The sequence below is a fragment of the Aeribacillus sp. FSL k6-2211 genome, assembly GCF_037966125.1.
Lineage (GTDB): Bacteria > Bacillota > Bacilli > Bacillales > Aeribacillaceae > Aeribacillus > Aeribacillus composti.
This window is the reverse complement of sequence record NZ_CP150190.1, coordinates 2,239,082-2,264,701: the sequence shown is the minus strand read 5'-3', so window position 1 is coordinate 2,264,701 and position 25,620 is coordinate 2,239,082. Positions and strand designations below refer to the sequence as shown.

The window sequence follows — 25,620 nt, the reverse complement described above, 5'->3', positions numbered from 1 at the left end:
ATATTTTAGATCCAAAGGAGTGTAACATAGAAATGGTAAACCAACTCTCATGGAAAGTCGGTGGGCAGCAAGGAGAAGGAATCGAAAGTACAGGAGAAGTCTTTGCAATTACGCTCAACCGGCTTGGTTATTACCTATATGGATACCGCCACTTTTCTTCACGAATTAAAGGGGGACATACAAACAATAAAATTCGTGTCAGCACGAAGAAAGTTCGAACGATAAGCGATGATTTAGATATTCTTGTTGCTTTTGACCAAGAAACGATCGATTTTAATTTTCACGAATTGCGGGACGGCGGAGTTATTCTTGCCGATGCAAAGTTTGGACCGAAAATCCCTGAAGGAAGCAATGTTTCCTTATATTCAGTACCTTTTACGGAAATCGCTTCAGAGCTGGGAACATCTTTAATGAAGAACATGGTTGCAATCGGTGCAACAAGCGCAATTTTGAATCTTGACCCGTCATTATTTCAGGAAGTTGTACAAGACACTTACGGAAGAAAAGGCGAACAAGTCGTCTTAAACAACATGGAGGCGATTAGAAAAGGCGCCCAATATTTAAAAGAAGAATTAGGGTTTGACCGTTCAGATCTTTATTTGGAAAAAGCTGATGGTCAAAAGCGGATGTTCATGATTGGAAACGACGCCATCGCTCTAGGTGCGATTGCCGCTGGTGCACGCTTTATGGCTGCCTATCCGATTACTCCCGCTTCGGAAATTATGGAATATTTGATTAAAAAGCTTCCAGATTTAGGAGGAGCTGTCATTCAGACGGAAGACGAAATCGCTGCAGCCACAATGGCGATTGGAGCCAACTATGCTGGCGCTAGGGCATTTACTTCCTCTGCTGGTCCTGGTTTATCATTAATGATGGAATCGATCGGTCTGTCAGGCATGACGGAAACTCCGCTAGTCATAGTTGATACACAGCGCGGTGGTCCGAGCACTGGACTTCCAACTAAGCAGGAGCAATCGGATTTAATGGCTATGATTTACGGAACACATGGAGAGATACCAAAAATTGTTATTGCACCGAGTACGGTGGAAGAAGCATTTTATGATACGGTTGAGGCGTTTAACTTAGCGGAAGAGTACCAATGCCCTGTGATTGTACTTTCTGATTTGCAGCTTTCTCTTGGTAAGCAAACGGTTGAACCTCTTTCCTATGAATCTATCCAAATTCGGCGCGGAAAACTATTAAATGAAGAATTAGTTCCGGAAGCAGGCAATCAAGGGTATTTCAAACGCTATGAAATAACAGAAGACGGTATATCGCCGCGAGTGATTCCTGGAATGAAAAACGGCATCCACCATGTGACAGGTGTTGAGCACGATGAAACCGGAAAACCTTCGGAAGCTGCCGCAAACAGAAAGGCGCAAATGGAAAAACGGCTTCGCAAATTAGAACAAATAGAGTTCAACAATAAAGTTCATAAAAATGACAAGCATGAAGAGCCGGATATTTTGTTCATCGGCTACATTTCGACAAGAGGGGCCATTGAGGAAGCGATGGAACGTCTAGAAGAAGACGGAGTGAAAGTGAACCATGCGCACATCCGTCTCATTCATCCATTCCCGAAAGAGGAAATTCGCCCGCTCATTGAAAAGGCTAAACAAGTCATCGTTGTGGAGCATAATGCAACAGGACAATTAGCAAATCTTATAAAAATGAATGTCGGATTTGCTGACAAAATTCAATCTCTATTAAAATATGACGGAAACCCGTTCCTGCCGAATGAAATTTATACGCAAAGCAAGGAGTTCACAAAACAAGGAGTGTTGTTCTAAATGGCCACTTTTAAAGATTTTCGCAACAATGTCAAACCGAATTGGTGTCCGGGTTGCGGCGATTTCTCGGTTCAAGCAGCTATACAGAGGGCAGCGGCTAATGTCGGTTTGGAACCGCATCAGCTTGCAGTCATTTCCGGAATTGGATGCTCAGGAAGGATTTCAGGTTATATATATTCTTACGGCTTCCATGGAATTCACGGTCGTGCGCTGCCGATCGCACAAGGCGTAAAAATGGCGAACCAAGATTTAACGGTCATAGCAGCTGGCGGTGACGGCGATGGGTTTGCTATTGGTACGGCGCATACCATTCATTCGATGAGAAGAAATATCGACATTACGTATATTGTGATGGACAACCAAATTTACGGGTTAACAAAAGGACAAACGTCCCCAAGAAGTGATGTCGGTTTTAAAACAAAAAGCACCCCGCAAGGTTCAATTGAATCTCCGCTGTCCGTAATGGAATTGGCGTTAACAGCAGGTGCTACGTTTGTTGCGCAAAGCTTTTCGACAGATTTAAAAGATTTAACTTCCTTGATCGAACAAGCAATTCAGCATAAAGGCTTTTCCTTTATCAACGTGTTCAGTCCTTGCGTTACTTATAACAAAGTGAACACATACGACTGGTTTAAAGAGAATTTAACAAAGCTGAAAGATATTGAAGGATATGATCCTTCTGACAAAAAACTTGCCATGCAAACGTTAATGGAATATAACGGTCTTGTAACAGGTCTTATTTATCAAAATAAAGAACAAAAACCATATGAAGAGCTTGTTCCAGGATTCGGCGAAGTGCCGCTTGCAAAAGCTGAACTGAAACTTAGCAAAGAAAAATTTGACGAATTAGTAGCAGAGTTTATGTAGGAGAGGGGTTCCCCTCTCTCTTTTTTTGATTTCAATTGTTAAAGGAAGAAATCTACTTTTAGCTTATTTCTAGAAATCTTGTATCGAAAATTTTAAAAAAAAAGTGTCTTTATTATAAAATAATGGTGCAATATTGTGTTCTGCTACTTAACACGATATACTATAAAACAGTGTACACTTTTAAACATGAAGGAGTAATGCGCCATGAATGAAAAACAACGATTAGCAACCACGTTTGTGAATCCTTCGGACAAAAAATCCGAGAAGGATTACAGTAAGTATTTCGAGCGTGTTTACATTCCGCCTTCTTTAAAAGATGCGAAAAAGCGCGGAAAAGAAGAAGTGAAATACCATAAAGATTTTGTCATTCCTGAACATTTAAAAGGAATGGGAGAAGGCAGAAAGTTTTATATTCGCACATACGGATGTCAAATGAATGAACATGATACGGAAGTGATGGCCGGTATTTTTATGCAGCTCGGATATAAGCCGACTGACAGCACAGAAGATGCTGATGTTATTTTGTTAAACACATGTGCGATCAGGGAAAACGCTGAAAACAAAGTATTTGGGGAAATTGGGCATTTGAAGCCGCTCAAAATGGAAAAGCCGGATCTTATCTTAGGTGTTTGCGGCTGCATGTCCCAAGAGGAATCTGTTGTCAACAAAATTTTAAAGCAGTACCAATATGTTGATTTAATTTTTGGAACACACAACATTCACCGCCTTCCGCATTTGTTGAATGAAGCGTACATGTCGAAGGAAATGGTCGTGGAGGTTTGGTCAAAAGAAGGCGATGTGATTGAAAACCTTCCGAAAGTCCGGAAAGGAAATATTAAAGCTTGGGTCAATATTATGTACGGCTGCGACAAATTTTGCACGTATTGCATTGTTCCGTACACTCGAGGCAAAGAACGGAGCCGCAGACCGGAGGATATTATTCAAGAAGTTCGCCACCTTGCAGCGCAAGGGTATAAAGAAATCACGTTACTTGGTCAAAACGTAAATGCCTACGGGAAAGATTTTGACGATATCAAATACGGCCTAGGCGATTTAATGGACGAGCTTCGAAAAATCGATATCGCCAGAATTCGTTTTACCACAAGTCACCCGAAAGATTTTGACGACCGTTTAATTGAAGTTTTGGCCAAAGGTGGCAACCTTGTCGATCATATCCATCTTCCGGTGCAGTCAGGCAGCTCGGAAATATTGAAATTGATGGCACGCAAATATACGCGCGAACAGTATTTAGAATTAGTGCAAAAAATTAAAAAGGCGATTCCAAACGTTTCGTTAACGACTGATATCATTGTCGGCTTTCCAAATGAGACGGATGAGCAGTTTGAAGAAACACTCTCCCTCTATCGCGAAGTCGGCTTTGACAGTGCCTATACGTTCATTTATTCGCCTCGGGAAGGAACGCCTGCTGCTAAAATGAAAGATAATGTCCCGATGGAAGTGAAAAAAGAGCGGCTGCAGCGATTAAATGCATTAGTCAACGAAATTTCCGCCCAAAAAATGAAAGAATATGAAGGCAAAGTCGTTGAGGTATTAGTTGAAGGCGAGAGCAAAAACAATCCTGACATTTTGGCAGGGTATACGAGAAAAAATAAACTAGTTAACTTTAAAGGTCCGAAATCGGCGATTGGTCAGCTTGTAAAAGTAAAAATTACAAAAGCCAAAACCTGGACTCTTGATGGAGAAATGGTGGAAGAGCAAATTGGGGTGACATTGTAATGGCGTATACGAAAGACGATATTTTAGAAAAGGCAAAAGAACTGGCGCAAATGATAGCCGAAACAGAGCAAGTTGACTTCTTTAAAAAAGCGGAAGAACAAATTAACGAAAATCAAAAAGTTCGGGAAATGATTGCCAGCATTAAAAGCCTGCAAAAACAAGCCGTCAATTTTCAGCATTTCGGAAAGCATGAAGCTCTCAAACAAGTGGAGGAGAAAATTGACAGCCTGTATGAAGAATTAGATCAAATTCCGATCGTCCAGCAATTTAAAGAATCGCAAATTGAAGTTAACGATCTTCTTCAATTAGTAGCGAATACAATTTCAAACCATGTGACAAATGAAATTATTCGTTCAACTGGAGGTAATCTGTTAACGGGTGAAACAGGCGCCCAAATTCGGAATAAACATGGATCTTGCCATTAATCGTATTAAGGTTTTCAGGCTATTTTTGAAAAAATAAAAACCGTTTGAGCTTATGAACAATCGGTATTTCTATGATTTCGGCCAACCCTCCCTCATTTTGTTTAAAGACGCGTCAGCGTCTTTTTTAATTTTTGGTACATATTTTCTGGCTCATGCATAGAATGAACTAGAAGGATTTATGAAAATATCGAGCTTGTCCTAGCGAAAATCTTTTTACGATCGTTTTGAGGAGGGTTTGGCAAATGGCAGAATATAGGGAAATCATAACGAAAGCGGTAGTAGCAAAAGGTCGAAAGTTTACTCAAGCAACACATACGATTAGTCCTGAGAAGAAACCAGCAAGTATTTTGGGTGGTTGGATTATTAACCATAAATATGATGCGCAAAAACGGGGGAAAACAGTTGAAATCGAGGGAACATATGATATTAACGTTTGGTATTCATTTGATGAAAATACGAAAACAGAAGTAGTTACAGAGCGTGTCAAGTATACAGATGTGTTAAAATTACGATATAAAGATGACAACTATTTAGATGACGAGAACGAAGTGGTTGCCCGTGTTTTGCAGCAGCCGAATTGTCTGGAAGTCACCATTTCTCCAAACGGCGAAAACATTGTGGTTCAAGTAGAAAGAGAATTTTTAGCAGAGGTCATCGGAGAAACGAAAGTGGTCGTCTCCGTCCATCCTAGCAACTTGTCTGAATCCGATGAGGAATGGGATGATTGGGAAGAGGATTTAGAGGATGAAATAGAAGATTTGACGCCAGAGCTTTTAGAAGGTGAACCAGAAGAATAATGAAAAACTAGGAGGGCTGCTTCCTAGTTTTTTATGTCAAAGATTTGATGGAAAAAACTAATTTGCGATAATCGCGCACTGGTTTCCTTGTTTTTTAGTCAAATGTTTGACGGAATAAATAATCTGCGAATAATCGTGCCCTTGCTTCCTGTTTTTTATGTCAAAGATTTGACGGGAAAAACTAATTTTGCGATAATCGCTCGCTGGGTTCCTTGTTTTTTCGGCAAATGTTTGACGGAATAAACAATCTACGAATAATCGTGCCCTTGCTTCCTAGTTTTTTTATGTCAAAGGTTTAACGGAAAAAACTAATTTGCGATAACCGCGCACCTGCTTCTTAATTTTTTATGTCAAAAGTTTAAAGGAATAAACAAATCCGCCATTAATCATGAACATTTATGTCAAAGGTTGAAGCAATAAACAAATTTGCGAATAATCATGTACGTGCTTTTTAGTTTTATTGTTTTGTCATAGGTTATTTGAGCGAATAAGTTTTTTTCGGAATAAAGAGTTTGTGCTATAATAAAAGATGTTAACTTTTACATACAGTCGGGGGATGAACATGGCACAATACACGCCAATGATACAGCAATATTTAAACATCAAGGCAGACTATCAGGATGCCTTTTTATTTTTTCGTTTAGGCGATTTTTATGAAATGTTTTTTGAGGATGCCATCAAGGCTTCTCAAGAATTGGAAATTACGTTAACAAGCCGTGATGGCGGGGGCGAGGAAAGAATCCCGATGTGCGGGGTGCCGTATCACTCAGCCTCAAGCTACATCGAACAGCTCATTGAAAAGGGCTATAAGGTGGCGATTTGTGAACAAACAGAAGATCCGAAACAAGCAAAAGGTGTTGTGAAACGGGAAGTCGTTCAGCTCATTACACCAGGGACATTAATGGAAGGAAAAGGGCTAGGCGAGAAAGACAACCAATATATTGCTTCCGTTACGGTCTTTGAAGCGCTTTTCGGCTTAGCTTTGACAGATATTACGACAGGGGAATCATATGTCACCCTTCTCTCCACAATGGAGGACTGCTTGGGAGAGCTTTATTCCCGCCAAGTGAAAGAAATTGTAGTGGCAGATGATTTTCCTGAGAAACTAAAAAAAATGATATTAGAAAGACAGCCTGTGACATTTTCGATTGAAAAAGACGCAGCTTATCTTGAAAAATTAGACAGCATTGCAGGACATTTGCAAGATCAGCGGCTGAAAATAACGTTTGCAAGGCTATACAACTATTTAGAACGGACGCAAAAACGGACGCTTGAGCATTTGCAAAAGGTGGAGTTTTATCAATTAAATCAATATTTAAAAATTGATATGTACTCGAAAAGAAATTTGGAGCTGACCGAGACGATTCGGTCGAAAGGAAAAAAAGGCTCCCTTCTTTGGCTGTTAGATGAGACGAAAACAGCTATGGGCGCGCGTCTGCTGAAGCAATGGATTGACCGTCCGCTTATTGACAAAAAAGAAATTGAAAAGCGGCAAAATATCGTTGGAATGTTGATCGACCGCTATATCGAAAGAGAAGAACTAAGGGAATTGCTGAAGGAAGTATACGACTTAGAAAGACTGTCGGGAAAAATTGCGTTCGGAAATGCAAACGCAAGAGATCTGATTCAATTGAAAAAGTCGCTTGAAAAAATTCCTGAGATCCGCTCAATCGTTGCTTCGTTAGGAATTGCTGATTCGGAGCAAATAAAAAAAGAAATTGATCCTTGTGAAAGCTTGAAGGAGTTGCTTCAAAAAGCGATCATCGAAAACCCGCCGATTTCAGTCAAAGAGGGGAACATCATTAAGGACGGATTTAACGAAGAATTGGATCGCTACAGAGATGCAGCGAGAAACGGAAAAACGTGGATAGCAGAGCTGGAAAAAAGAGAAAGAGAGCTGACAGGAATTAAATCGCTTAAAATCGGCTACAACAAAGTGTTTGGATATTATATTGAAGTAACGAAAGCGAATCTTCATCTTTTGGATGAAGGAAGATATGAACGGAAACAGACGTTGGCCAATGCCGAACGTTATGTGACACCAGAGCTGAAAGAGAAAGAAGCGTTGATTTTAGAAGCGGAAGAAAAAATCGTTGATCTTGAGTATGAATTGTTCGTGCAAATTCGCGACGAAGTAAAGCAATATATTCCTAGATTGCAGCTCTTGGCTAAAAAGATTGCCGAGCTTGACTGCCTGCAATGCTTTGCTGTAATCAGCGAAGAACGACATTATACGAAACCGTCCTTTTCCGACTCCGAGCTTTACATAAAAGACGGTCGTCATCCAGTCGTAGAAAAAGTGATGGAATCCGAAAACTATGTTCCGAATGATTGCTGGATGAAAGAAGGAAGAAACATTCTTTTAATCACCGGTCCAAACATGTCAGGAAAAAGTACGTACATGCGGCAAATTGCTTTAACGGCTGTTTTGGCGCAAATCGGCTGCTTTGTCCCTGCCAGCGAAGCGGTTCTGCCGATCTTTGACCAAATTTTTACTAGAATTGGAGCGGCTGACGATTTAGTATCAGGGCAAAGTACGTTTATGGTGGAAATGCTGGAAGCCAAAAATGCGATTGTACATGCCACGAATCAAAGCTTGATTTTATTTGATGAAATCGGGCGCGGGACATCGACATATGACGGCATGGCGCTTGCTCAAGCGATAATCGAATACATTCACGACCACATCGGAGCCAAAACATTGTTCTCGACCCATTATCACGAATTAACCGTGCTCGGAGATGAATTGCAAAATGTGCAGAACGTCCATGTTAAGGCAATAGAGGAAAACGGAAAGGTTGTTTTTCTCCATAAAGTGGATGAAGGGGCGGCTGATCAAAGCTACGGAATTCATGTTGCTGAGCTTGCGGAGCTTCCTGAAATTCTTATCCAAAGGGCAAAAGAAATATTGAGCAAGCTCGAAGGAGACAATCAGAAAGAGAAATATACACCATCCGTCATCGAGCATTCGGTGGAACCGAGCATCGAATATTCTGCGGAGCCAAGCCAGCTTTCTTTATTCGGCGATGAAATAGCAGAGAAGAAAAAAGAGCCGGCAGGGAAAAAGCTTTCATCAAAGGAAAAAGAGGTGCTCTCCATCATTTCTTCCTTAGATCTATTGGATATGACGCCTCTTGAAGCATTAAACACACTGTATGACATCCAAAAGAAATTGAAATAGGTGATGATGATGGGAAAAATCATCCTTATGGATGCTAGTTTATCCAACAAAATTGCCGCTGGGGAAGTCGTGGAGCGGCCGGCTTCTGTTGTGAAAGAACTAGTCGAAAATGCGATTGATGCAAACAGCACAGTGATTGAAATTGAGGCGGAAGAAGGCGGTTTGAGCAAAATTCGCGTCGTGGACAATGGGGACGGAATGGAGCCAGATGATTGCGAAAAGGCGTTTAAGCGGCATGCAACAAGCAAAATTAAAGATGAAGCGGATTTATTCCGCATCCGAACTCTCGGCTTCCGAGGCGAAGCGCTGCCTTCGATTGCCGCCGTTTCTCATCTGGAAATGAAAACTAGCACTGGGGATAAACCCGGGACGAAAATTACTTTAATCGGCGGGAAGGTAACAGCAAAAGAGACAGCATCAAGTCGAAAAGGAACGGACATTACGGTCACGAACCTGTTTTTCAATACGCCGGCGCGATTGAAGTATATGAAAAGCTTGAATACGGAGCTTGGGAGAATAACCGACATAGTCAATCGTCTTGCGCTGAGCTATCCAAACATATCGTTTAAATTTACGCATAACGGCCGACGGCTTCTATATACGAACGGCAAAGGAGATGTACGGCAAGTTCTTGCAGCGATTTACGGGGTTCCCATTGCGAAAAAAATGTTTCCGGTCCATTTCCGTTCGCTTGATTTTGACATACGCGGCTATTTATCGTTGCCGGAAGTGACAAGAGCATCCAAAAACTATATTTCTACGATGATCAACGGGAGATTTATTAAAAATCATTCCATTACGAAGGCGGTGGAAGAAGGGTACCATACGCTCCTGCCTATAGGGCGTTTTCCGGTCGTCTATCTTCATATTGAAATGGATCCGATCTTAGTGGACGTAAATGTTCATCCTGCCAAACTGGAGGTCAGAATCAGCAAAGAAGCGGAATTATTTGAAGTCATCGCAAAAGGCATCCAGGATGCATTTAAGAAAAAAGAGCTTATCCCAACCTCTGATACAGTCAAAAAGAAAAAAGAGCACCCGGTAAACGTGCAGCAGGAGATCCAATTTGAACATCTGATCAATAAGGAAAAACAGGATCCAGTATGGACGTTTCAACCAAAAACGGCTGACAATCAATGGAACGAAGATGATTTGTATGCGATTGATCATAGAGGAGCGGATGAAGAGCAGCAACAATCCTTTTCCTCTAAAAAAATAGCTGAACCTCCAGTTGTCAATGGAGAAGCTGAAGTACAAGAGCATTTGCCAAATAACAACGAAGAACATAAAGAGAAGGATTCGGACAATAATAGGTTGGATGAAAGCCGAGTTCCTCCAATGTATCCAATTGGACAGATGCACGGCACTTACATTTTGGCGCAAAATGAAAAAGGATTATATATAATCGATCAGCATGCTGCCCAAGAAAGAATCAAATATGAATATTTTCGCGAAAAAGTTGGGGAAGTGGCGAGCGAAGTGCAGGAAATGCTTGTTCCCCTTACACTGAGCTTTTCCTCTGATGAAGTCATGGTGATCGAAGAGCATAAAGAAGAGCTGGCAAAGGTCGGAGTGTTTTTGGAGAATTTTGGACCGAACACCTATATCATTCGATCTCATCCAACATGGTTTCCGCAAGGTGAAGAAAAAGAAATTATTGAAGAGCTGATCCAGCAGGTGCTTGATGAAAAAAAGACGGATATCCACAAGCTTAGAGAAGATGCAGCCATCATGATGAGCTGCAAAGGATCAATTAAAGCGAATCAATATTTAAACAATGAAGAAATATTCGCGTTGCTAGAATCGCTAAGAAAAGCGTCAGATCCATTTACTTGCCCTCATGGCCGGCCGATCATCATTCATTTTTCCACCTATGAGCTGGAAAAAATGTTTAAGAGGGTTATGTAATAGTTTTCTGCTGCATGTAAAAGATCGTTGTCAAGTTATGAGGTAAATGGAGATGGGAGCAATGATTGGACAAAAGTTGTTTTTTTCGGATTAGAGCAGTATAAAGATAATATGAAATCAATTGAAAAGAGTATACTCTATGATGAAAAAGGGTATAATATATTGGTGTTTTCTTAAAAATCATGATACGATGAAACAGTGAGTATTTTTTGAAAGTGTGGTCAATATGGAAGAAGAAAAGGATAGACTTGTTGTTTTAATTGGCCCAACAGCTGTCGGAAAGACGAAACTAAGCATTGAATTAGCCAAAAAATTAAACGGTGAAATTATCAGCGGAGATTCCATGCAGATTTATAAAGGAATGGATATCGGAACTGCAAAGATAAAAGAGCATGAAATGGAAGGAATCCCCCATCATTTAATTGACTTAAAGAATCCTTCGGAAGAATTCTCCGTTGCCGAGTTTCAAGAGCTTGCGAGAAAAGCAATTGCCTCGATAACAAAGCGCGGAAAAATGCCGATGATTGTTGGGGGAACAGGCTTGTACATTCAAGCGGTTCTATATGATGATTACCAATTTTCCGATATTCAATCTGACCCTGAAATAAGAAAAGAACTGGAAAATTTTTTGCATGAGCATGGGAATTTAGCATTATACGAGCGTTTACAGGAAATCGACCCTGACAGTGCAGAACGAATTCATCCAAACAATGCTAGGAGAGTCATCCGTGCTTTAGAAATTTTCTATAAAACAGGAAAAAAAATGAGCGAGCATATAAAGGCGCATGAAGCAAATGAGCGCTATCATACCGCCATTATCGGCCTTACGATGGACCGCGATGTATTGTATCAACGCATTGATAAAAGAGTTGACGAAATGATTGAGGAAGGTTTGATTGAAGAAGCAAAATCGCTGTATGATTCTGGAGTTCGCGGTGTACAATCTGCGCAGGCGATTGGATATAAAGAATTATACGATTTTTTTGATGGCAAGGCTTCTCTTGCAGAAGCAATTGAAACGTTGAAAAAAAACACAAGAAGATATGCGAAAAGGCAACTAACATGGTTTCGAAACAAAATGAATGTCAAATGGTTTGATATGACTCCGCCTGTCTCGATGGAAGAAAAAGTTAGTGAAATTTTTCATTATATAGCAGGAAAGCTTCTTTCTGAGAAGAAATAATAAATATAGAGGATATGAGGAGGACGAATGATGAAGCAACCGATAAACATTCAAGATCAAGTGTTAAATCAGTTACGAAAAGATGGCACTTACGTGACCGTGTTTTTATTAAACGGTTTCCAAATTAGAGGACAAGTAAAAGCATTTGATAATTTTACGGTCCTCATCGAATCAGAGGGAAAACAGCAGCTCATTTACAAGCATGCGATCTCAACATTTGCACCGCAAAGAAATGTACAAATTGACATTGAAGCATGACGAAAAAACCGGAGATGATCTCCGGTTTTTTCATGAGAAGGAAAGGTTTCGTGGCAGCGGTTCCGATATGTCAGGTATTTTTCTATCTTCAATCCATGTTTTCCTAATTATCGGCTAAACGCAGATAATTTGAATGGTCGTTATTTTTGCCCTTCGCTAATATTTAACTAACCTGTCCTAGGAATCTGTACTTGTCCAGGCCGCAAGCCACCCAGGCTTCAGAAAAATACTGCTTAGTTTTTATTAAGACATAGATGAAAAGAAGGTTTGTACTACTTGGCTTTCAGCATAAATATTAATAATAACAACCTTTTTCCATGACATGTTCCTTTAAACAAAGTAGATGTAATTTAGAAGATAAATATAAAAATGAGGTGAAGCCTGTGGAGCGAGCGGTCACCTTCAAAAATAACGGCCAAATGAATATTGTCTTAGGACAAAGCAAAACTGAACTTGAAGGTAAAAAGGAAAAAATCGCGACATATGATCTTTCCATTTCCAAAGCGGCTGTCGAACACAGTGTATTAAAAGAGATTGAACAGGAGATGGGCGCATTAGTTGGAATGGAAGAAGTGAAAAGATTATTAAAGGAAATATATGCATGGATTTTTGTGAATAAAAAAAGAGAAGAACAGGGGTTAAAAACCGGAAGGCAAGCGCTTCATATGCTGTTTAAAGGGAATCCCGGAACGGGAAAAACAACGATCGCGCGATTGATCGGAAAGCTTTTTTTCCAAATGAATGTTTTATCGAAAGGGCACTTAATTGAAGCGGAGCGGGCTGATTTAGTAGGTGAATATATCGGCCATACAGCACAAAAAACGCGCGATTTGATCAAAAAGTCACTTGGCGGAATTCTTTTTATTGATGAAGCATACAGTTTAGCCCGAGGAGGAGAAAAAGATTTCGGAAAAGAAGCAATTGACACCCTTGTCAAACATATGGAAGACAGACAGCATGATTTTGTGTTAATTTTAGCCGGATATCCAAGGGAAATGGATCGTTTTTTATCTTTAAATCCCGGACTCGAATCCCGTTTTCCGATTGTAGTTGATTTCCCAGACTATTCAGTCGATGAGCTGATGGAAATAGCAAAATTAATGATGAAGGACAAAGAGTATCGATTTAGCCATGGAGCTGAATGCAAATTGAAAGAGCATTTGCTAAAAGTGAAATATGCGACTCACCCAACGAACTTTTCAAATGGAAGATATGTTCGCAACATTATCGAAAAATCTATACGGGCACAGGCAATGAGGCTCCTGCTTTCTGATAAGTTTGGCAAGGAAGATTTGCTTCTTGTAAAAGAAGAAGATTTAATATTAAACGTATAAGCAGCCCCTAGGCTGCTTTGCTTGATTATTGAAAAGAATTGATTGATAAATCTTTATTTAAATGGGCTTTGAAGAAAGCTCCTGTTTCATTGCTGCACATAATTTACACAAATTCGTTTATTTTTCTCACATAGTTTAGAAAAGAATGACGGCAGCCATTTTAATTGGCTGAAACGATTAGAATTTGATACTCTTAACGTTGACTCAATAAGTTTTTCTAGTGTTGAAGTGCGTTGATGATTTAAGTTTGATAATCTTTATTTTGACTCAATACGTTTCTGTTTTTAAAGCATACTGAAGATGATTTAGTTGAGTCCTGACATTGAACTTAGCAACGTTTCTAGTCTTGAAGTGCGCTAAGGATGATTGGAGTTGGTATCCTAATTTTGAACTTAGCAACGTTTCTAGTGTTGAAGTGTGCTGAAGATGGTTTGAATTTGAACTCTGTACGTTTTGTTTTGAAATGTGCTGAAGATGAATTGAGTTTGATCATCTTACTTTTGAATTCAATACGTTTCTTTTGTCTTGAAGTGCGCTAAAGATGATTTAAATTTGATAACCTTACCATTGATCCGTTTATCGAAGGTTTAATTCATAACGCATAGTTTATAAATTTGCAGCATAATTGGAGGAAGAAGACGAGTGGAAGAGAAAGAACAGGTGATTCTCGTTGGCGTCAAGTTCATGGAAACCGATGAAGAACAGTTTTTTTATTTAATGGAAGAGCTGAAATCGCTCACGGCTGCTGCGGGCGGCCAAGTCGCAGCTGTTTGCACACAAAATCGACTGAGGGCCGAACCATCTACATATATTGGAAAAGGAAAAGTTGATGAGATTAAACAGCTTATCGAGACGACAGAGGCAAATACCGTTATTTTCAATAATGAGCTGTCGCCCAGCCAGCTGCGAAATTTAGCTCGTCTGTTAGAGGTAAAGGTGATCGATCGGACTCAGCTAATTTTGGACATTTTTTCAAAAAGGGCGAAGTCAAGAGAAGGGAAACTTCAAGTTGAACTGGCACAGCTTGAATATTTGCTTCCGAGACTTTCGGGACATGGATTGAATCTATCTCGGCAAGGAGGAGGAATCGGGACAAGAGGTCCGGGAGAAACGAAGCTTGAAACGGATCAAAGGCACATCCGAAATCGCATTCACGATATAAAACAACAGCTGTCCCATATTGTTTCCCATCGCGAGCGTTATCGTTCGCAAAGAAAGAGAAATCATCAAACTCAAATCGCTCTTGTTGGCTATACCAACGCAGGAAAGTCAACGCTGTTCAATAAGCTGACAGCTGCTGATTCATTTCAGGAGGATATGGTGTTTGCCACATTGGATCCTATGACAAGGAAAATGTTTCTCCCATCCGGCATGAAGGTGCTCATGACTGATACTGTCGGCTTTATCCAGCAGCTGCCAACAAGCCTTATCGCTGCTTTTCGCTCTACGTTAGAAGAAATAAAGGAAGCAGATTTGCTTTTACATATCGTCGACAGCTCTCATCCTGACTATATTCAGCATGAAAACACTGTGAATGAATTATTAAAAGAATTAGGAACGGACGGATTGCCTGTTTTAACAGTGTACAATAAAAAAGATCAACAACTAGAGCATTTCTTTCCTTCTTTAAAGGAAGACTATATTGTCATTTCTGCTTTTTGTGACGAAGATATAGAACGGTTAAAAACAGCTATTGAAGAAAAATTAAAGAAAAAAATGCATCCTTACGTTGTCTCCGTTCCAACAGGTGATGGGAAACGTCTATCGTTGTTAAAAGCAAATACGCTCGTTTCAACCTTGCAATTTGACGAACAAAATCAGCACTATATCGTTTCTGGTCTAGTGTTTCGCGACCATCCAGTATATGATCAAATTATGAAGAATAAGTAGAAAGGGTTTTACAGATGTTTCAATATTTTACACATGGAAAAAAAATTATGGACATAGCTCAAAAAGTAGAAAAAAAAATAAAACCATTTCACGAAGAAATTGACAAAGTAGTGGAAGTAAATCAGCTTCGTGTGCTCAGAAGCTTTCAAAAGCATCGGGTGAGCGATTCCCACTTTATTCCCTCAACAGGATACGGATATGATGATATCGGCAGGGATACATTGGAAGATGTTTATGCTGATATTTTTGGATGTGAAAAAGGACTTGTCCGGCCGCAAATCATTTCTGGTACACACGCCATTTCAACGGCTCTCTTCGGCGTATTAAGGCCCGGCGATGAACTTATCTATATTACCGGAAAGCCGTATGATACGCTTGAAGAAATTGTCGGTATCCGCGGAAAGGGGACAGGCTCTTTAAAAGAATTTGGCATTTCTTATCAAACAATTGATCTGACTCCTGAAGGACGAGTTGATTTTGACCGAGTAAAAGCGGCAATCAGTGATAAAACAAAAATGATCGGAATTCAGCGTTCTAGAGGATATGATGTCAGACCGTCATTTTCCATTCAGGAAATTAAGGAAATGGTTTCTTTCATCAAATCAATCAATGAAAAAATTGTTGTTTTTGTCGATAATTGCTACGGTGAGTTTACCGAAGATCAGGAGCCGGGACATGCAGGTGCTGATCTTATTGCAGGCTCTCTTATAAAAAATCCTGGAGGAGGGCTTGTGAAAACGGGAGGATACATCGTTGGAAAAGAAGAGCTCGTGGAAGCTTGCGCGTACCGGCTCACTTCGCCTGGTATCGGAAGGGAAGCCGGTGCAATGCTTTACAGTCTTCATGAGATGTTTCAAGGTATTTTTCTCGCTCCGCATGTTGTTGGACAAGCTCTAAAAGGAGCGATTTTTACCGCTGCAATGCTGGAAGAAATCGGGTTGCGAGTCAATCCTAGCTGGAATGAGAAAAGATCAGATCTAGTTCAGTCCGTTCAGTTTGATAATGCAGATATGATGATTGCGTTTTGCCAAGCGATTCAATCTGCATCGCCCATAAACTCGCATGTAACACCGGTTCCAAATGAAATGCCGGGTTATAGCGATCAAGTCATCATGGCGGCCGGGACTTTTGTCCAAGGCTCCAGCATTGAGCTTTCAGCGGATGGACCGATTCGTCCTCCATATGTGGCATATGTGCAGGGAGGCTTGACGTTTGAACATGTCAAAATCGCTATTTTCCATGCCGTCAATGAATTAATAGAAAAACGATTAGTCGAACTATAAAAAAACATTTCATCTGGTTCAGCGTTCTGCTTACGGTTTCTAGGGTAGTTCCGATCATATTTGCCAATTCTCGATTCGTTAAATGGGCAGTCAAACGATAAAGTTTTCCTTGTAAAAAACCATGTTAAATTTTGTGACATTATATTGACATGATATCTTACATTCATCTATAATGTAGATAAGCAAAAGGAAGGAGGGGCTAAAAGAGCATGAATGATCAAGACCGCCGTTCCATGCCGTTGTTTCCAATCAGCATCGTAAAACAGCTGACGGAACTATCTGCCAGACAAATAAGATATTATGAAGAACATGGTCTTATTTCCCCTGCGAGAACGGAAGGCAATCGCCGGTTATTTTCCTTCAATGATGTCGATAGATTGCTTGAAATTAAATCGTTGATTGAGCAGGGTGTCAATATGGCAGGTATTAAGCAAATATTTGCGTATAAAGAAAACGAACAAGAAAGACAAACTTTCGAAAGATCCTCATTGGCAAAAGAAAAATCAGATTTATCTGATGCCGAACTTCGCAAACTATTAAAGGAAGAACTTCTCCATGCTGGAAGAATGAACCGTGCAACATTAAGACAAGGAGACCTTTCACGGTTCTTTCATTGATAATATCGCTATATAAATTTATTTTTTATATATGAGAGGAGAAATAATATGCCAAAGTACACAAAAGAAGATATTATTCGTTTAGTCCAAGAAGAAAACGTAAAATTTATCCGCCTGCAGTTCACTGACATTTTGGGAACGATTAAAAACGTTGAAATCCCTGTTTCCCAATTAGAAAAAGCGTTGGATAACAAAATGATGTTTGACGGATCATCTATTGAAGGATTTGTCCGCATTGAGGAATCTGATATGTATCTGTATCCTGATTTAGATACGTTTGTCATTTTCCCATGGACAGCGGAAAAAGGGAAAGTTGCCCGCTTAATTTGCGATATTTATAATCCTGATGGAACGCCTTTTGAAGGAGATCCGCGCAACAACTTAAAACGAGTGCTGAAGGAAATGGAAGAGCTCGGATTTACAGCATTTAATTTAGGTGCTGAGCCGGAATTTTTCTTATTCAAACTGGATGAAAAGGGTGAACCAACATTAGAATTGAATGATAATGGCGGATATTTTGACCTTGCGCCGACTGATTTAGGCGAGAACTGCCGCCGCGACATTGTGTTGGAGCTTGAGGAAATGGGATTTGAAATCGAAGCTTCCCACCACGAAGTAGCACCTGGTCAGCATGAAATTGACTTTAAATATGCAGATGCCATCAAAGCTTGTGATGACATTCAAACATTTAAGCTTGTTGTGAAAACCATTGCCCGTAAACACGGCTTGCACGCAACATTCATGCCAAAACCATTGTTCGGCGTCAACGGTTCAGGTATGCACTGCAACCTTTCTTTATTCCGCAATGGTGAAAATGCATTCTACGATCCAAATACAGAGGATCGATTAAGCGAAACAGCTTTACAATTCATTGCAGGTGTCATCAAACATGCAACAAGTTTTACAGCTGTGACAAACCCAACTGTCAACTCTTACAAACGTTTAGTGCCTGGCTACGAAGCTCCTTGCTATGTTGCATGGTCCGGCCGCAACAGAAGCCCGTTAATCCGGATTCCTGCATCTCGCGGCATGAGCACTCGTATTGAAGTGCGCAGCGTTGACCCATCTGCAAACCCATACCTTGCCATGGCTGTACTCTTGAAAGCTGGTCTCGATGGCATTAAAAACAAATTAACTCCGCCAAAACCAGTAGATCGCAACATTTATGTGATGACAAAAGAAGAACGCATCGAAAACGGCATTGTCGACCTTCCAGCAACATTATATGAGGCACTTGAAAACTTAAAACAAAACGAAGTCATTGTCAGTGCTTTAGGATCCCATTTATTCGAACATTTCGTCGAAGCAAAAGAGATCGAATGGGATATGTTCCGCACTCAAGTGCACCCATGGGAGCGCGAACAATACATCACTCAATATTAATCCCGAAACCCCTTGACGCTCAAGCGTTGGAGGGGTTTTATATTTGTGGGTGAAAACAATAAATCTAACTTTCAATAAAAAGCACCCACAAAAATTGAAAAAAAATTACTCCATAATTGATGAGGTGTATTCTTCATATTTACGCATCGAATCTTGATCGACCGTGAAAGCAGATTTACGGCAAATTCAATTATTCCACACAGACAGAGGCAATGAATTCAAGAAAAAGACAATTGATGAAGCTCTAGATATTTTTTAGATTAATCGGTCGTTAAGCATGAAGGGTTGTCCCTATGACAACGCAGTAGCTGAAGCAACCTTTAAAATTATCAAAACAGAATTTGTTAAAAAATATTTCGGAAATTTAGACCGATTGAAACTGAAATTAGATGATTATGTTCATTGGTTTAATATATTAGAATCCATGGAACACTTGGGTATTTAAGCCCGCTGGAGTACAAAGAGAAACACCTCAAACAGTAAAAAAGGAATTTTAAGTAAAAAATCACCAATCATTTTTCAGATCATGTTCTTATGTTAGATCGTAGGAACCGATCGAATAGACCTAAACCAATTTTCCTGAATGAAATGTTAAATATGGTCTCACTCTTCCTTCAATTGAATGAGAAGGGAATGAGCCGGATGTTTACTTTATTAAAACAGATGGGTCATGTAAAATGGTTGATACAACATGGATTTCATTGTCGGCAGGCAAACTTTGAAATCTGTTTTAAACGGAAATAAAAAAGAGGCGTCGACCCCCAATCGTGCAAAAATCCCCGGGGGGTCGACGACTCTTTTAAATCTTCATTGAGCCCAAGCAAATCAAAGATTTGATAAAAATTCCACTTTTCGCTAAAATAAAAATAACCAGTCAAGCATTAAAAATGAAATGCTTATTTAACAACGTTTTTTGGGGGTTTTTATCTTAACTATGAGGAATTGAAACATATATGCGAATCACTTGATATTACTGGTGTGACACCGTTTTTATCTTAACTATGAGGAATTGAAACAAGAAGTTCTTTCGAAAATATCTGACGAGATGAGAGTTTTTATCTTAACTATGAGGAATTGAAACAATCCAATTCCAGGAACGGAAGAAGTCTGGGGAGAAGGTTTTTATCTTAACTATGAGGAATTGAAACAAGTCAGAAAATAAACTTCCTGTTTCTTTGCAAAATCGTTTTTATCTTAACTATGAGGAATTGAAACGTTGCTCTCCTGAACGCATCAGGAATGCGAATCTCTTTGTTTTTATCTTAACTATGAAGAAAAATTTTAACCAAAAAAGCACGGCCAATGTGAAGTGACCCATGTCAAGTAGACAGGAACATTTTATCCATCTTTCAGAATTGAAGTATTTTCATGATATACAAGCTATACTTTTTCAAGAAAAAGAAATCACATATCTATTTTTATAGCGATCATCTCTACAATCCAGCAGGAAATTATGCACAGACTTGTGAAAGATAACGGCCAATCTTATAAAAAATGTATTCAAAAGTGATAGCTTCAAAACTATGAAATTCGTAAGTAAAAAGTAAAAGAAAGCGAAAGAATGGAACACCATGAAAGACGAGGAAGCTCGTCCGGATCGTACCAATCGGGAAGAAAGAAGTTAAACTGCAGCCAATCGAATGCTAGACGAAAAAAACTGTAGAGCGCATATGAATCCATATTCAAAAATCCTTCAACGCTTAATTGTTTCATTTCCGACGAAGTCGTCCGGGTTGCGTTATCCAATCCGCAAACTTGGGACGAATAATCATCTGATCAAAACCAGCCGTGTAATATTATGCGGTTTAACCAAAGGAATTGCTCCGTTATTTCTGTTACTTATAAAACGACAAGTAAACCGTCACCTTACAACAAACTATTCAAAAATCCAGAGTAGACGAGGCTCTATTCCAATATTCACAATGAGAAGAAGGCCATCCTTTTGTAATTTAACCTGTTCTTTGCCACATCAGTCGGGGACAGGTTTTTTTCTATTTTCATGAACAAAATGCACATAATTATTTTTATTTGCAAAAAAACATTATTCAGAAAATTGTTGCTATAATACCTTTGAAAATGTAAACGCTGTCAAAAAACAAGGGGGTACTGTTGAAATGAAAAAGTGGTGGTTCTTTCTAGTGATGGGGATTGTCGCGGTGATGCTGGCGGCTTGCGGAAGTACTGCGGCGACAAAATCATCTAACAAACAAGAAAATTATCCAACAAAACCGATTATGTTTTCGCTCCTTCAGGTGCTGGGGGCGGCTGGGATTTAACAGCAAGAGCGATTACGAAAATATTGGATGAAACAAATCTGGTGAAGCAAACGATGACGGTAGAGAATAAACCGGGCGGTGGAGGAACCGTGTTTATGGCGGAATATGCGACGCAAGATAAAAACAATGATTATAAGCTGTTTGTCAACTCCCCGCCGATCATTATTAACAACTTAAAAGCGGAAGGGAACAGTCCATATGGTTATAAAGATACAACACCGCTTGCCCAACTAACCAAAGATTTTGGAGCGATCGTGGTCAGAGCGGATTCGAAATTTCAGTCGATGTCTCAATTATTGGATGCAATTAAGCAAAATCCGAAATCGGTGACGGTTGCCGGCGGATCTGCACCAGGATCAATGGATCATTTGGTTGCGATTCTTCCTATTTATAAAACCGGTATCGATCCGAAAATAGTGAAATACGTGTCGTACGATGGCGGAGGAGAAGCAATTGCGGCGCTGCTTGGCGGAAATACCGATGTCATTGCAACCGATGCTTCTTCTGTCGGGGAATATGTAAAAGCAGGAAAAGTGCGGGTGCTTGCTGTTACAGCGCCGGAACGTCTTGGCGATGTTTTGAAAGATGTACCGACGTTAAAAGAGCTTGGCATTGATGCGGAATTTACAATTTGGCGCGGCGTATTTGGTCCAAAACAAATGTCTGACGATGCGAAAAAGTTTTGGGAAAATACATTCAAAAAATTGTCTGAGCATGAAAAATGGAAAGAGGAGTTAACAAAACAAGGCTGGGAGCCTGAGTACAAAGGTTCCAAAGAATTTACACAATTTTTACAAGAACAAGAACAGCTTATTAGCGACATGTTAAAATCGCTCGGAATGCATAAGTAAGTGAACGGGGGAGAGAATTCTTCCCCATCTTTATAACAAGAATGGAGGGATGTGAGTGAGTAAAACGTTTGATCGCATTGCTGCCATCACCTTTTTGGCTGTTGGAGCTTTGTTTATGGTGGAAAGTCTGCGAATCTCGAAAAGTGCGTATGGGAGTGCCGTCGGACCAAACGTGTTTCCATTTTTGCTAGGACTTATTCTTGTGTTATTAAGCATTAAACTGCTCTTCGAAACGGCAAGATATGCGCACTCAGAAAGCGAAAAGCAGCCGCTGCAATATAAAAAGTTTTTCATCATTTTACTTGCCGCCGTTTTCTATGCTGCTTTATTAGAAACAGTCGGCTATGTGATTACCACTTTTGTCTTTCTTGTTATTGGATTTCAGGCAATGGAAAAAGGTGGGCTGTGGAAATCGGTGTTGTTTGCCGCTTGTTTTTCTCTGGGGGTATACGGGCTATACGTCAAGCTGTTGCAAGGAACGTTGCCTAGCTGGCCAATTTGGTTGCAGTAAAGGAGGTAGAAAAGTATGGATGCATTGACATTTTTAATTGATGGCTTTCAGACCGCATTGCAGCCGCACAATCTGTTTTTCGCCTTTCTTGGAGTGCTGATCGGAACGGCGGTAGGAGTGCTGCCAGGAATTGGGCCGATGAGCGGGGTAGCGCTGCTCATCCCGGTAACCGCTTCAATGACGTCCGGTCTTGACCCAGCTCAAGCGGCGACAAGCTCAATTATTTTGCTTGCTGGTGTTTATTACGGAGCGATGTACGGTGGTTCGACAACATCGATTTTATTAAATACGCCTGGAGAGTCTTCCTCTGTTGTAACGACATTGGACGGTTATCAAATGGCAAAGCAGGGAAGGGCGGGGGCAGCTTTAGCGATTGCGGCGATCGGTTCATTTGTCGCCGGGCTCGTTTCCTTAATTGCCCTTGTGCTGTTGGCAGAGCCGCTTTCCAATGTAGCGTTGAAATTCGGCCCAGCGGAATATTTTTCCTTAATGCTTCTCGGATTGGCTGCTGTCAGTGGACTGGCGGGAAACTCGATGACAAAAGCGTGGATGATGACTGTTTTCGGCTTATTGCTTTTGACCATTGGTCTTGATAATGTATCAGGTGTGGCACGGTTTACGTATAACATTTCGTTTCTATACGGGGGCTTGGAATTTTTAACGGTAGCGGTCGGCTTGTTTGCCTTAGGAGAAGTATTCAAAGCCATTCTTCATAAGGAGAAAAATGACGGCGAAATCGCAAAAATCGGCCGCATCCTTCCGTCGAAAGCAGAAGCAAAAGAAAGCGTGGGTCCGATTGCGCGCGGATCGCTGCTAGGCTTTTTCGTCGGCGTATTGCCGGGAGCAGGGGCGACGCTCGCCTCGTTTTTCTCTTATATCATGGAAAAGAAATTAAGCAAAACGCCTGAAAAATTTGGAAAGGGAACGATTGCCGGCGTGGCGGCGCCGGAATCAGCGAACAATGCCGCTTCAGGAGGGGCGATGATTCCGCTGTTGACGCTCGGAATCCCTGGCTCTGGGACGACGGCGATTTTAATGGGTGCGTTAATTATGTATAACGTCCAGTCGGGTCCTCTTCTGTTCGACGAACATCCAGATGTTGCATGGGGGCTTATTGCCAGCATGTTTATCGGCAATGTGATGCTACTTATTTTAAACATGCCTCTTGTCAAAATATTTGCTAAAATTATTGAAACCCCGACTAAATATTTGCTGCCGCTTATTGTTGCGATTTCGGTTTTCGGTGTTTATGCGGTGCAAGTCACAATATTTGATGTGTTTCTACTCATTGGGTTTGGCCTTTTAGGCTATTTGCTGGCACAACATGACTTTCCCCTTGCTCCGCTTGTATTAGGGATGGTACTTGGTCCGATGATCGAAAATAACATGCGAAGAGCACTTACAGCGTCGAATGGCGATTTTATGGTGTTTTTTGAAAAACCAATCTCACTTGTACTACTGATCATAGCGTTTTTATGGATTGTTGTGCCATTTATCATGAAAATTAAAAGGGAAGTCGATTATTGTAAACGAAGATATGTAATAAGGGAAAGACTATTGCCTTTTGGTGGATAGTCTTTCTCTATTTTTAGTCAAGGAGAGAGTAAAATGAAGCTGCAAACGCGTCTGGTGATCATTATTTGTTCATTGCTTTTATTTGTTATTATTTTTCTTTCCTTTTTGTTTCAGTACATGCTTGCGGCAACACTGAAAGATCAAATCGGAATGCGGGCGCTGAATGTAGCAGAAACGGTGGCTGCTACGCCGCACATTCGGGACGCTTTTAAACAGCCGAACCCTCATCAACAAATTCAGCCGTTTGCAGAAATGATTCGTCGAAAAACAGGCGCAGAGTACGTTGTCGTGGGAAACAGACAAGGAATTCGTTACGCCCATCCGCTCCCAGATCGAATTGGAAAGAAGATGGTCGGGGGAGATAATCACGAGGTCCTTAAAGGAAAAGCGATTATTTCTGAAGCGGTTGGTTCGCTCGGTCCGGCGATACGCGGAAAAGCACCGATTTTCAATGAGCAGGGAAATGTGGTGGGCATTGTATCGGTAGGCTTTTTGTTGGAAGATATTAAGGATATCGTTTGGTCATATACCTCAAACATTTTTTTATTTTCTATCCTTGCTCTATTGTTAGGGATAATTGGAGCGGTTGTTATTGCCAAAACGGTAAAAAAATCGATTCATGGATTGGAACCGAAAGAAATCGGTCTATTATACCAAGAAAAGCAGGCGATTTTAGAAGCGATTCGCGAAGGAATTATTGCTGTGAATCAGAATGGAATCATTACAATGGTCAATAAAACGGCGATGACGCTGTTAGGGTATGAGAGAGAACAAGATGTGCTAGGAAAATATATTTTACATACCCATGGTGCTAGTTGAGCGTCAACGCTCAACTAGCCCAAGAACAACGAGCGAATAGGCCAACAAAATGGCATCAAGCGCCGTTTCAAATCCAGAGATCGAATTGGCGCGAATTTTCGTGATCCGAAATGAATCCACTAAAACCGAGAACGCGGTTTCGACGATTTTGCGTTTTCGTTTCATCCATCGTTTCCATGCTTTCGATTGATGGATTTTCTGGTTTTTCCGAACGGGCGTCCAAAAAGTGATCTTGTATTCATCATACAGCTTCTTTTGCAAGTCTTGGCTCACATATCCTTTGTCACCAAGTGTATACGGATGAGGAAGTTGGGCCATCACGGTTTCCGCAGCTGTCCGGTCGTGACAGGATGCTTCGGTGACGACATATCCCATCGGAAGCGCTTGGTCAGTGATCTGGAGATGAAGCTTAAACCCATAGTAAGCCATCTTTTTGGATGCACAATACCCGATATCTGCGATTCCTTGAAACCGTTTGACGCGATACATTCGTGCGTGGTGGCAGAGTTCAATAGGTAAGCTATCCACTACCGCATAAGCGTGATGTTGCCCACGTTTGGCTAGTTGATATCGTATCCATTTGACGGCAAAGCCAAGATTTCGACAACGGCGGTTATATCGAGAACGTTCAGGAAATAAATCTTTCGAAAATAAGTTTCCGATCACAAATCGGTGCCAAGCTCGTTCGGATGTAAAACCTAACAACTTTCCAAGAACATGGACGGCGATGATGACTTCATCTTCTTGCTTCAACAAATGGTGATTTCGGCGTTGTAAATACATCTGAATCAAAGACAATTGTCCAGATACAAAGAACAAAATCGCTGCATATTGTTTTTGAATTTTCGCTTCGTCTGTTGTAAAATGAAAGTGCTCTTGCATGGGACTTCTCCTTTTAAATGTTTGGTAGCACTTTCATTTTAAAGGAATTTTCC

General features: G+C 40.6%; 16 protein-coding genes, 5 pseudogenes and 1 CRISPR repeat array. Of the genes and pseudogenes, 19 read left to right on the top strand and 2 right to left on the bottom strand.

The genetic code is table 11. The features are described from left to right. Positions 1 to 32: 32 nt before the first annotated feature. The 12 genes from NSU19_RS10830 (at position 33) to NSU19_RS10775 (ending at position 16,653) form a co-directional block, all read left to right on the top strand. The gene (locus tag NSU19_RS10830) at positions 33 to 1,790 is read left to right on the top strand and encodes a 2-oxoacid:acceptor oxidoreductase subunit alpha (protein ID WP_063386732.1); all 1,758 of its coding nucleotides are present in this window, start codon (positions 33 to 35) and stop codon (positions 1,788 to 1,790) included. Continuing rightward, positions 1,791 to 2,657 carry a 2-oxoacid:ferredoxin oxidoreductase subunit beta gene (locus tag NSU19_RS10825; RefSeq protein ID WP_063386733.1) on the top strand — a complete coding sequence of 289 codons (867 nt, stop codon included), beginning with the start codon at positions 1,791 to 1,793 and terminating at the stop codon, positions 2,655 to 2,657. A 204-nt stretch (positions 2,658 to 2,861) separates the two neighbouring features. Beyond that, complete coding sequence (miaB, locus tag NSU19_RS10820; protein WP_094246007.1) at positions 2,862 to 4,394, top strand: tRNA (N6-isopentenyl adenosine(37)-C2)-methylthiotransferase MiaB; 1,533 nt, start codon at positions 2,862 to 2,864, stop codon at positions 4,392 to 4,394. After that, on the top strand, positions 4,394 to 4,819 hold the full coding sequence (locus tag NSU19_RS10815) for a RicAFT regulatory complex protein RicA family protein (RefSeq protein WP_063386735.1): 426 nt from the start codon (positions 4,394 to 4,396) through the stop codon (positions 4,817 to 4,819). The genes miaB and NSU19_RS10815 overlap by 1 nt, the downstream gene beginning before the upstream one ends. 242 nt (positions 4,820 to 5,061) lie before the next feature. Beyond that, the gene (cotE, locus tag NSU19_RS10810; RefSeq protein ID WP_339196461.1) at positions 5,062 to 5,616 is read left to right on the top strand and encodes an outer spore coat protein CotE; all 555 of its coding nucleotides are present in this window, start codon (positions 5,062 to 5,064) and stop codon (positions 5,614 to 5,616) included. A gap of 562 nt (positions 5,617 to 6,178) precedes the next feature. Then, positions 6,179 to 8,797: a DNA mismatch repair protein MutS gene (gene mutS, locus NSU19_RS10805; RefSeq protein ID WP_327862727.1), complete on the top strand. Its 2,619-nt coding sequence runs from the start codon at positions 6,179 to 6,181 to the stop codon at positions 8,795 to 8,797. Between the two features lie 9 nt (positions 8,798 to 8,806). Then, the gene (mutL, locus tag NSU19_RS10800) at positions 8,807 to 10,705 is read left to right on the top strand and encodes a DNA mismatch repair endonuclease MutL (RefSeq protein WP_339196458.1); all 1,899 of its coding nucleotides are present in this window, start codon (positions 8,807 to 8,809) and stop codon (positions 10,703 to 10,705) included. Between the two features lie 226 nt (positions 10,706 to 10,931). Next, the gene (miaA, locus tag NSU19_RS10795) at positions 10,932 to 11,888 is read left to right on the top strand and encodes a tRNA (adenosine(37)-N6)-dimethylallyltransferase MiaA (RefSeq protein ID WP_339196456.1); all 957 of its coding nucleotides are present in this window, start codon (positions 10,932 to 10,934) and stop codon (positions 11,886 to 11,888) included. Positions 11,889 to 11,918: 30 nt separating this feature from the next. Beyond that, positions 11,919 to 12,146 (top strand): RNA chaperone Hfq, encoded by a 228-nt coding sequence (hfq, locus tag NSU19_RS10790; protein WP_066246428.1) that lies wholly within the window; start codon positions 11,919 to 11,921, stop codon positions 12,144 to 12,146. 419 nt (positions 12,147 to 12,565) lie between these two features. Further along, a complete protein-coding gene (gene spoVK / locus NSU19_RS10785; RefSeq protein ID WP_232515765.1) occupies positions 12,566 to 13,480 on the top strand; it encodes a stage V sporulation protein K in 915 nt (304 codons plus the stop codon). 684 nt (positions 13,481 to 14,164) lie between these two features. Beyond that, on the top strand, positions 14,165 to 15,370 hold the full coding sequence (hflX, locus tag NSU19_RS10780; RefSeq protein ID WP_063386752.1) for a GTPase HflX: 1,206 nt from the start codon (positions 14,165 to 14,167) through the stop codon (positions 15,368 to 15,370). 14 nt (positions 15,371 to 15,384) lie between these two features. Continuing rightward, positions 15,385 to 16,653, top strand: coding sequence for a methionine gamma-lyase family protein (locus tag NSU19_RS10775; protein ID WP_063386742.1), 1,269 nt, complete (start codon positions 15,385 to 15,387; stop codon positions 16,651 to 16,653). 7 nt (positions 16,654 to 16,660) lie between these two features. Here NSU19_RS10775 and NSU19_RS10770 read toward each other — a convergent pair. Beyond that, positions 16,661 to 16,791: pseudogene (locus tag NSU19_RS10770) on the bottom strand (helix-turn-helix domain-containing protein); the annotation flags it as partial. 71 nt (positions 16,792 to 16,862) lie between these two features. On the opposite strand from NSU19_RS10770, the gene NSU19_RS10765 reads away from it, so the two are divergent. The 7 genes and pseudogenes from NSU19_RS10765 to NSU19_RS10735 all read left to right on the top strand — a co-directional run. Next, positions 16,863 to 17,270, top strand: a complete 408-nt coding sequence (locus NSU19_RS10765; RefSeq protein ID WP_063386743.1) for a MerR family transcriptional regulator — start codon at positions 16,863 to 16,865, stop codon at positions 17,268 to 17,270. Between the two features lie 48 nt (positions 17,271 to 17,318). After that, a complete protein-coding gene (glnA, locus tag NSU19_RS10760; protein WP_130158322.1) occupies positions 17,319 to 18,653 on the top strand; it encodes a type I glutamate--ammonia ligase in 1,335 nt (444 codons plus the stop codon). A 172-nt stretch (positions 18,654 to 18,825) separates the two neighbouring features. Next, positions 18,826 to 19,136, top strand: a pseudogene (locus NSU19_RS10755) (IS3 family transposase); the annotation flags it as partial. A gap of 436 nt (positions 19,137 to 19,572) precedes the next feature. After that, a CRISPR array of direct repeats spans positions 19,573 to 19,937; the repeat unit is 30 nt; unit sequence GTTTTTATCTTAACTATGAGGAATTGAAAC. Positions 19,938 to 20,812: 875 nt separating this feature from the next. Further along, positions 20,813 to 21,780 (top strand): annotated as a pseudogene (locus NSU19_RS10750) (tripartite tricarboxylate transporter substrate binding protein). A gap of 55 nt (positions 21,781 to 21,835) precedes the next feature. After that, positions 21,836 to 22,291, top strand: a complete 456-nt coding sequence (locus NSU19_RS10745) for a tripartite tricarboxylate transporter TctB family protein (protein ID WP_144598315.1) — start codon at positions 21,836 to 21,838, stop codon at positions 22,289 to 22,291. A gap of 15 nt (positions 22,292 to 22,306) precedes the next feature. Further along, positions 22,307 to 23,834: pseudogene (locus NSU19_RS10740) on the top strand (tripartite tricarboxylate transporter permease). 65 nt (positions 23,835 to 23,899) lie between these two features. Continuing rightward, positions 23,900 to 24,652: pseudogene (locus NSU19_RS10735) on the top strand (PAS domain-containing protein); the annotation flags it as partial. 36 nt (positions 24,653 to 24,688) lie between these two features. Here NSU19_RS10735 and NSU19_RS10730 read toward each other — a convergent pair. Further along, the gene (locus NSU19_RS10730; protein ID WP_339196453.1) at positions 24,689 to 25,567 is read right to left on the bottom strand and encodes an IS982 family transposase; all 879 of its coding nucleotides are present in this window, start codon (positions 25,565 to 25,567) and stop codon (positions 24,689 to 24,691) included. Positions 25,568 to 25,620 lie beyond the last annotated feature (53 nt).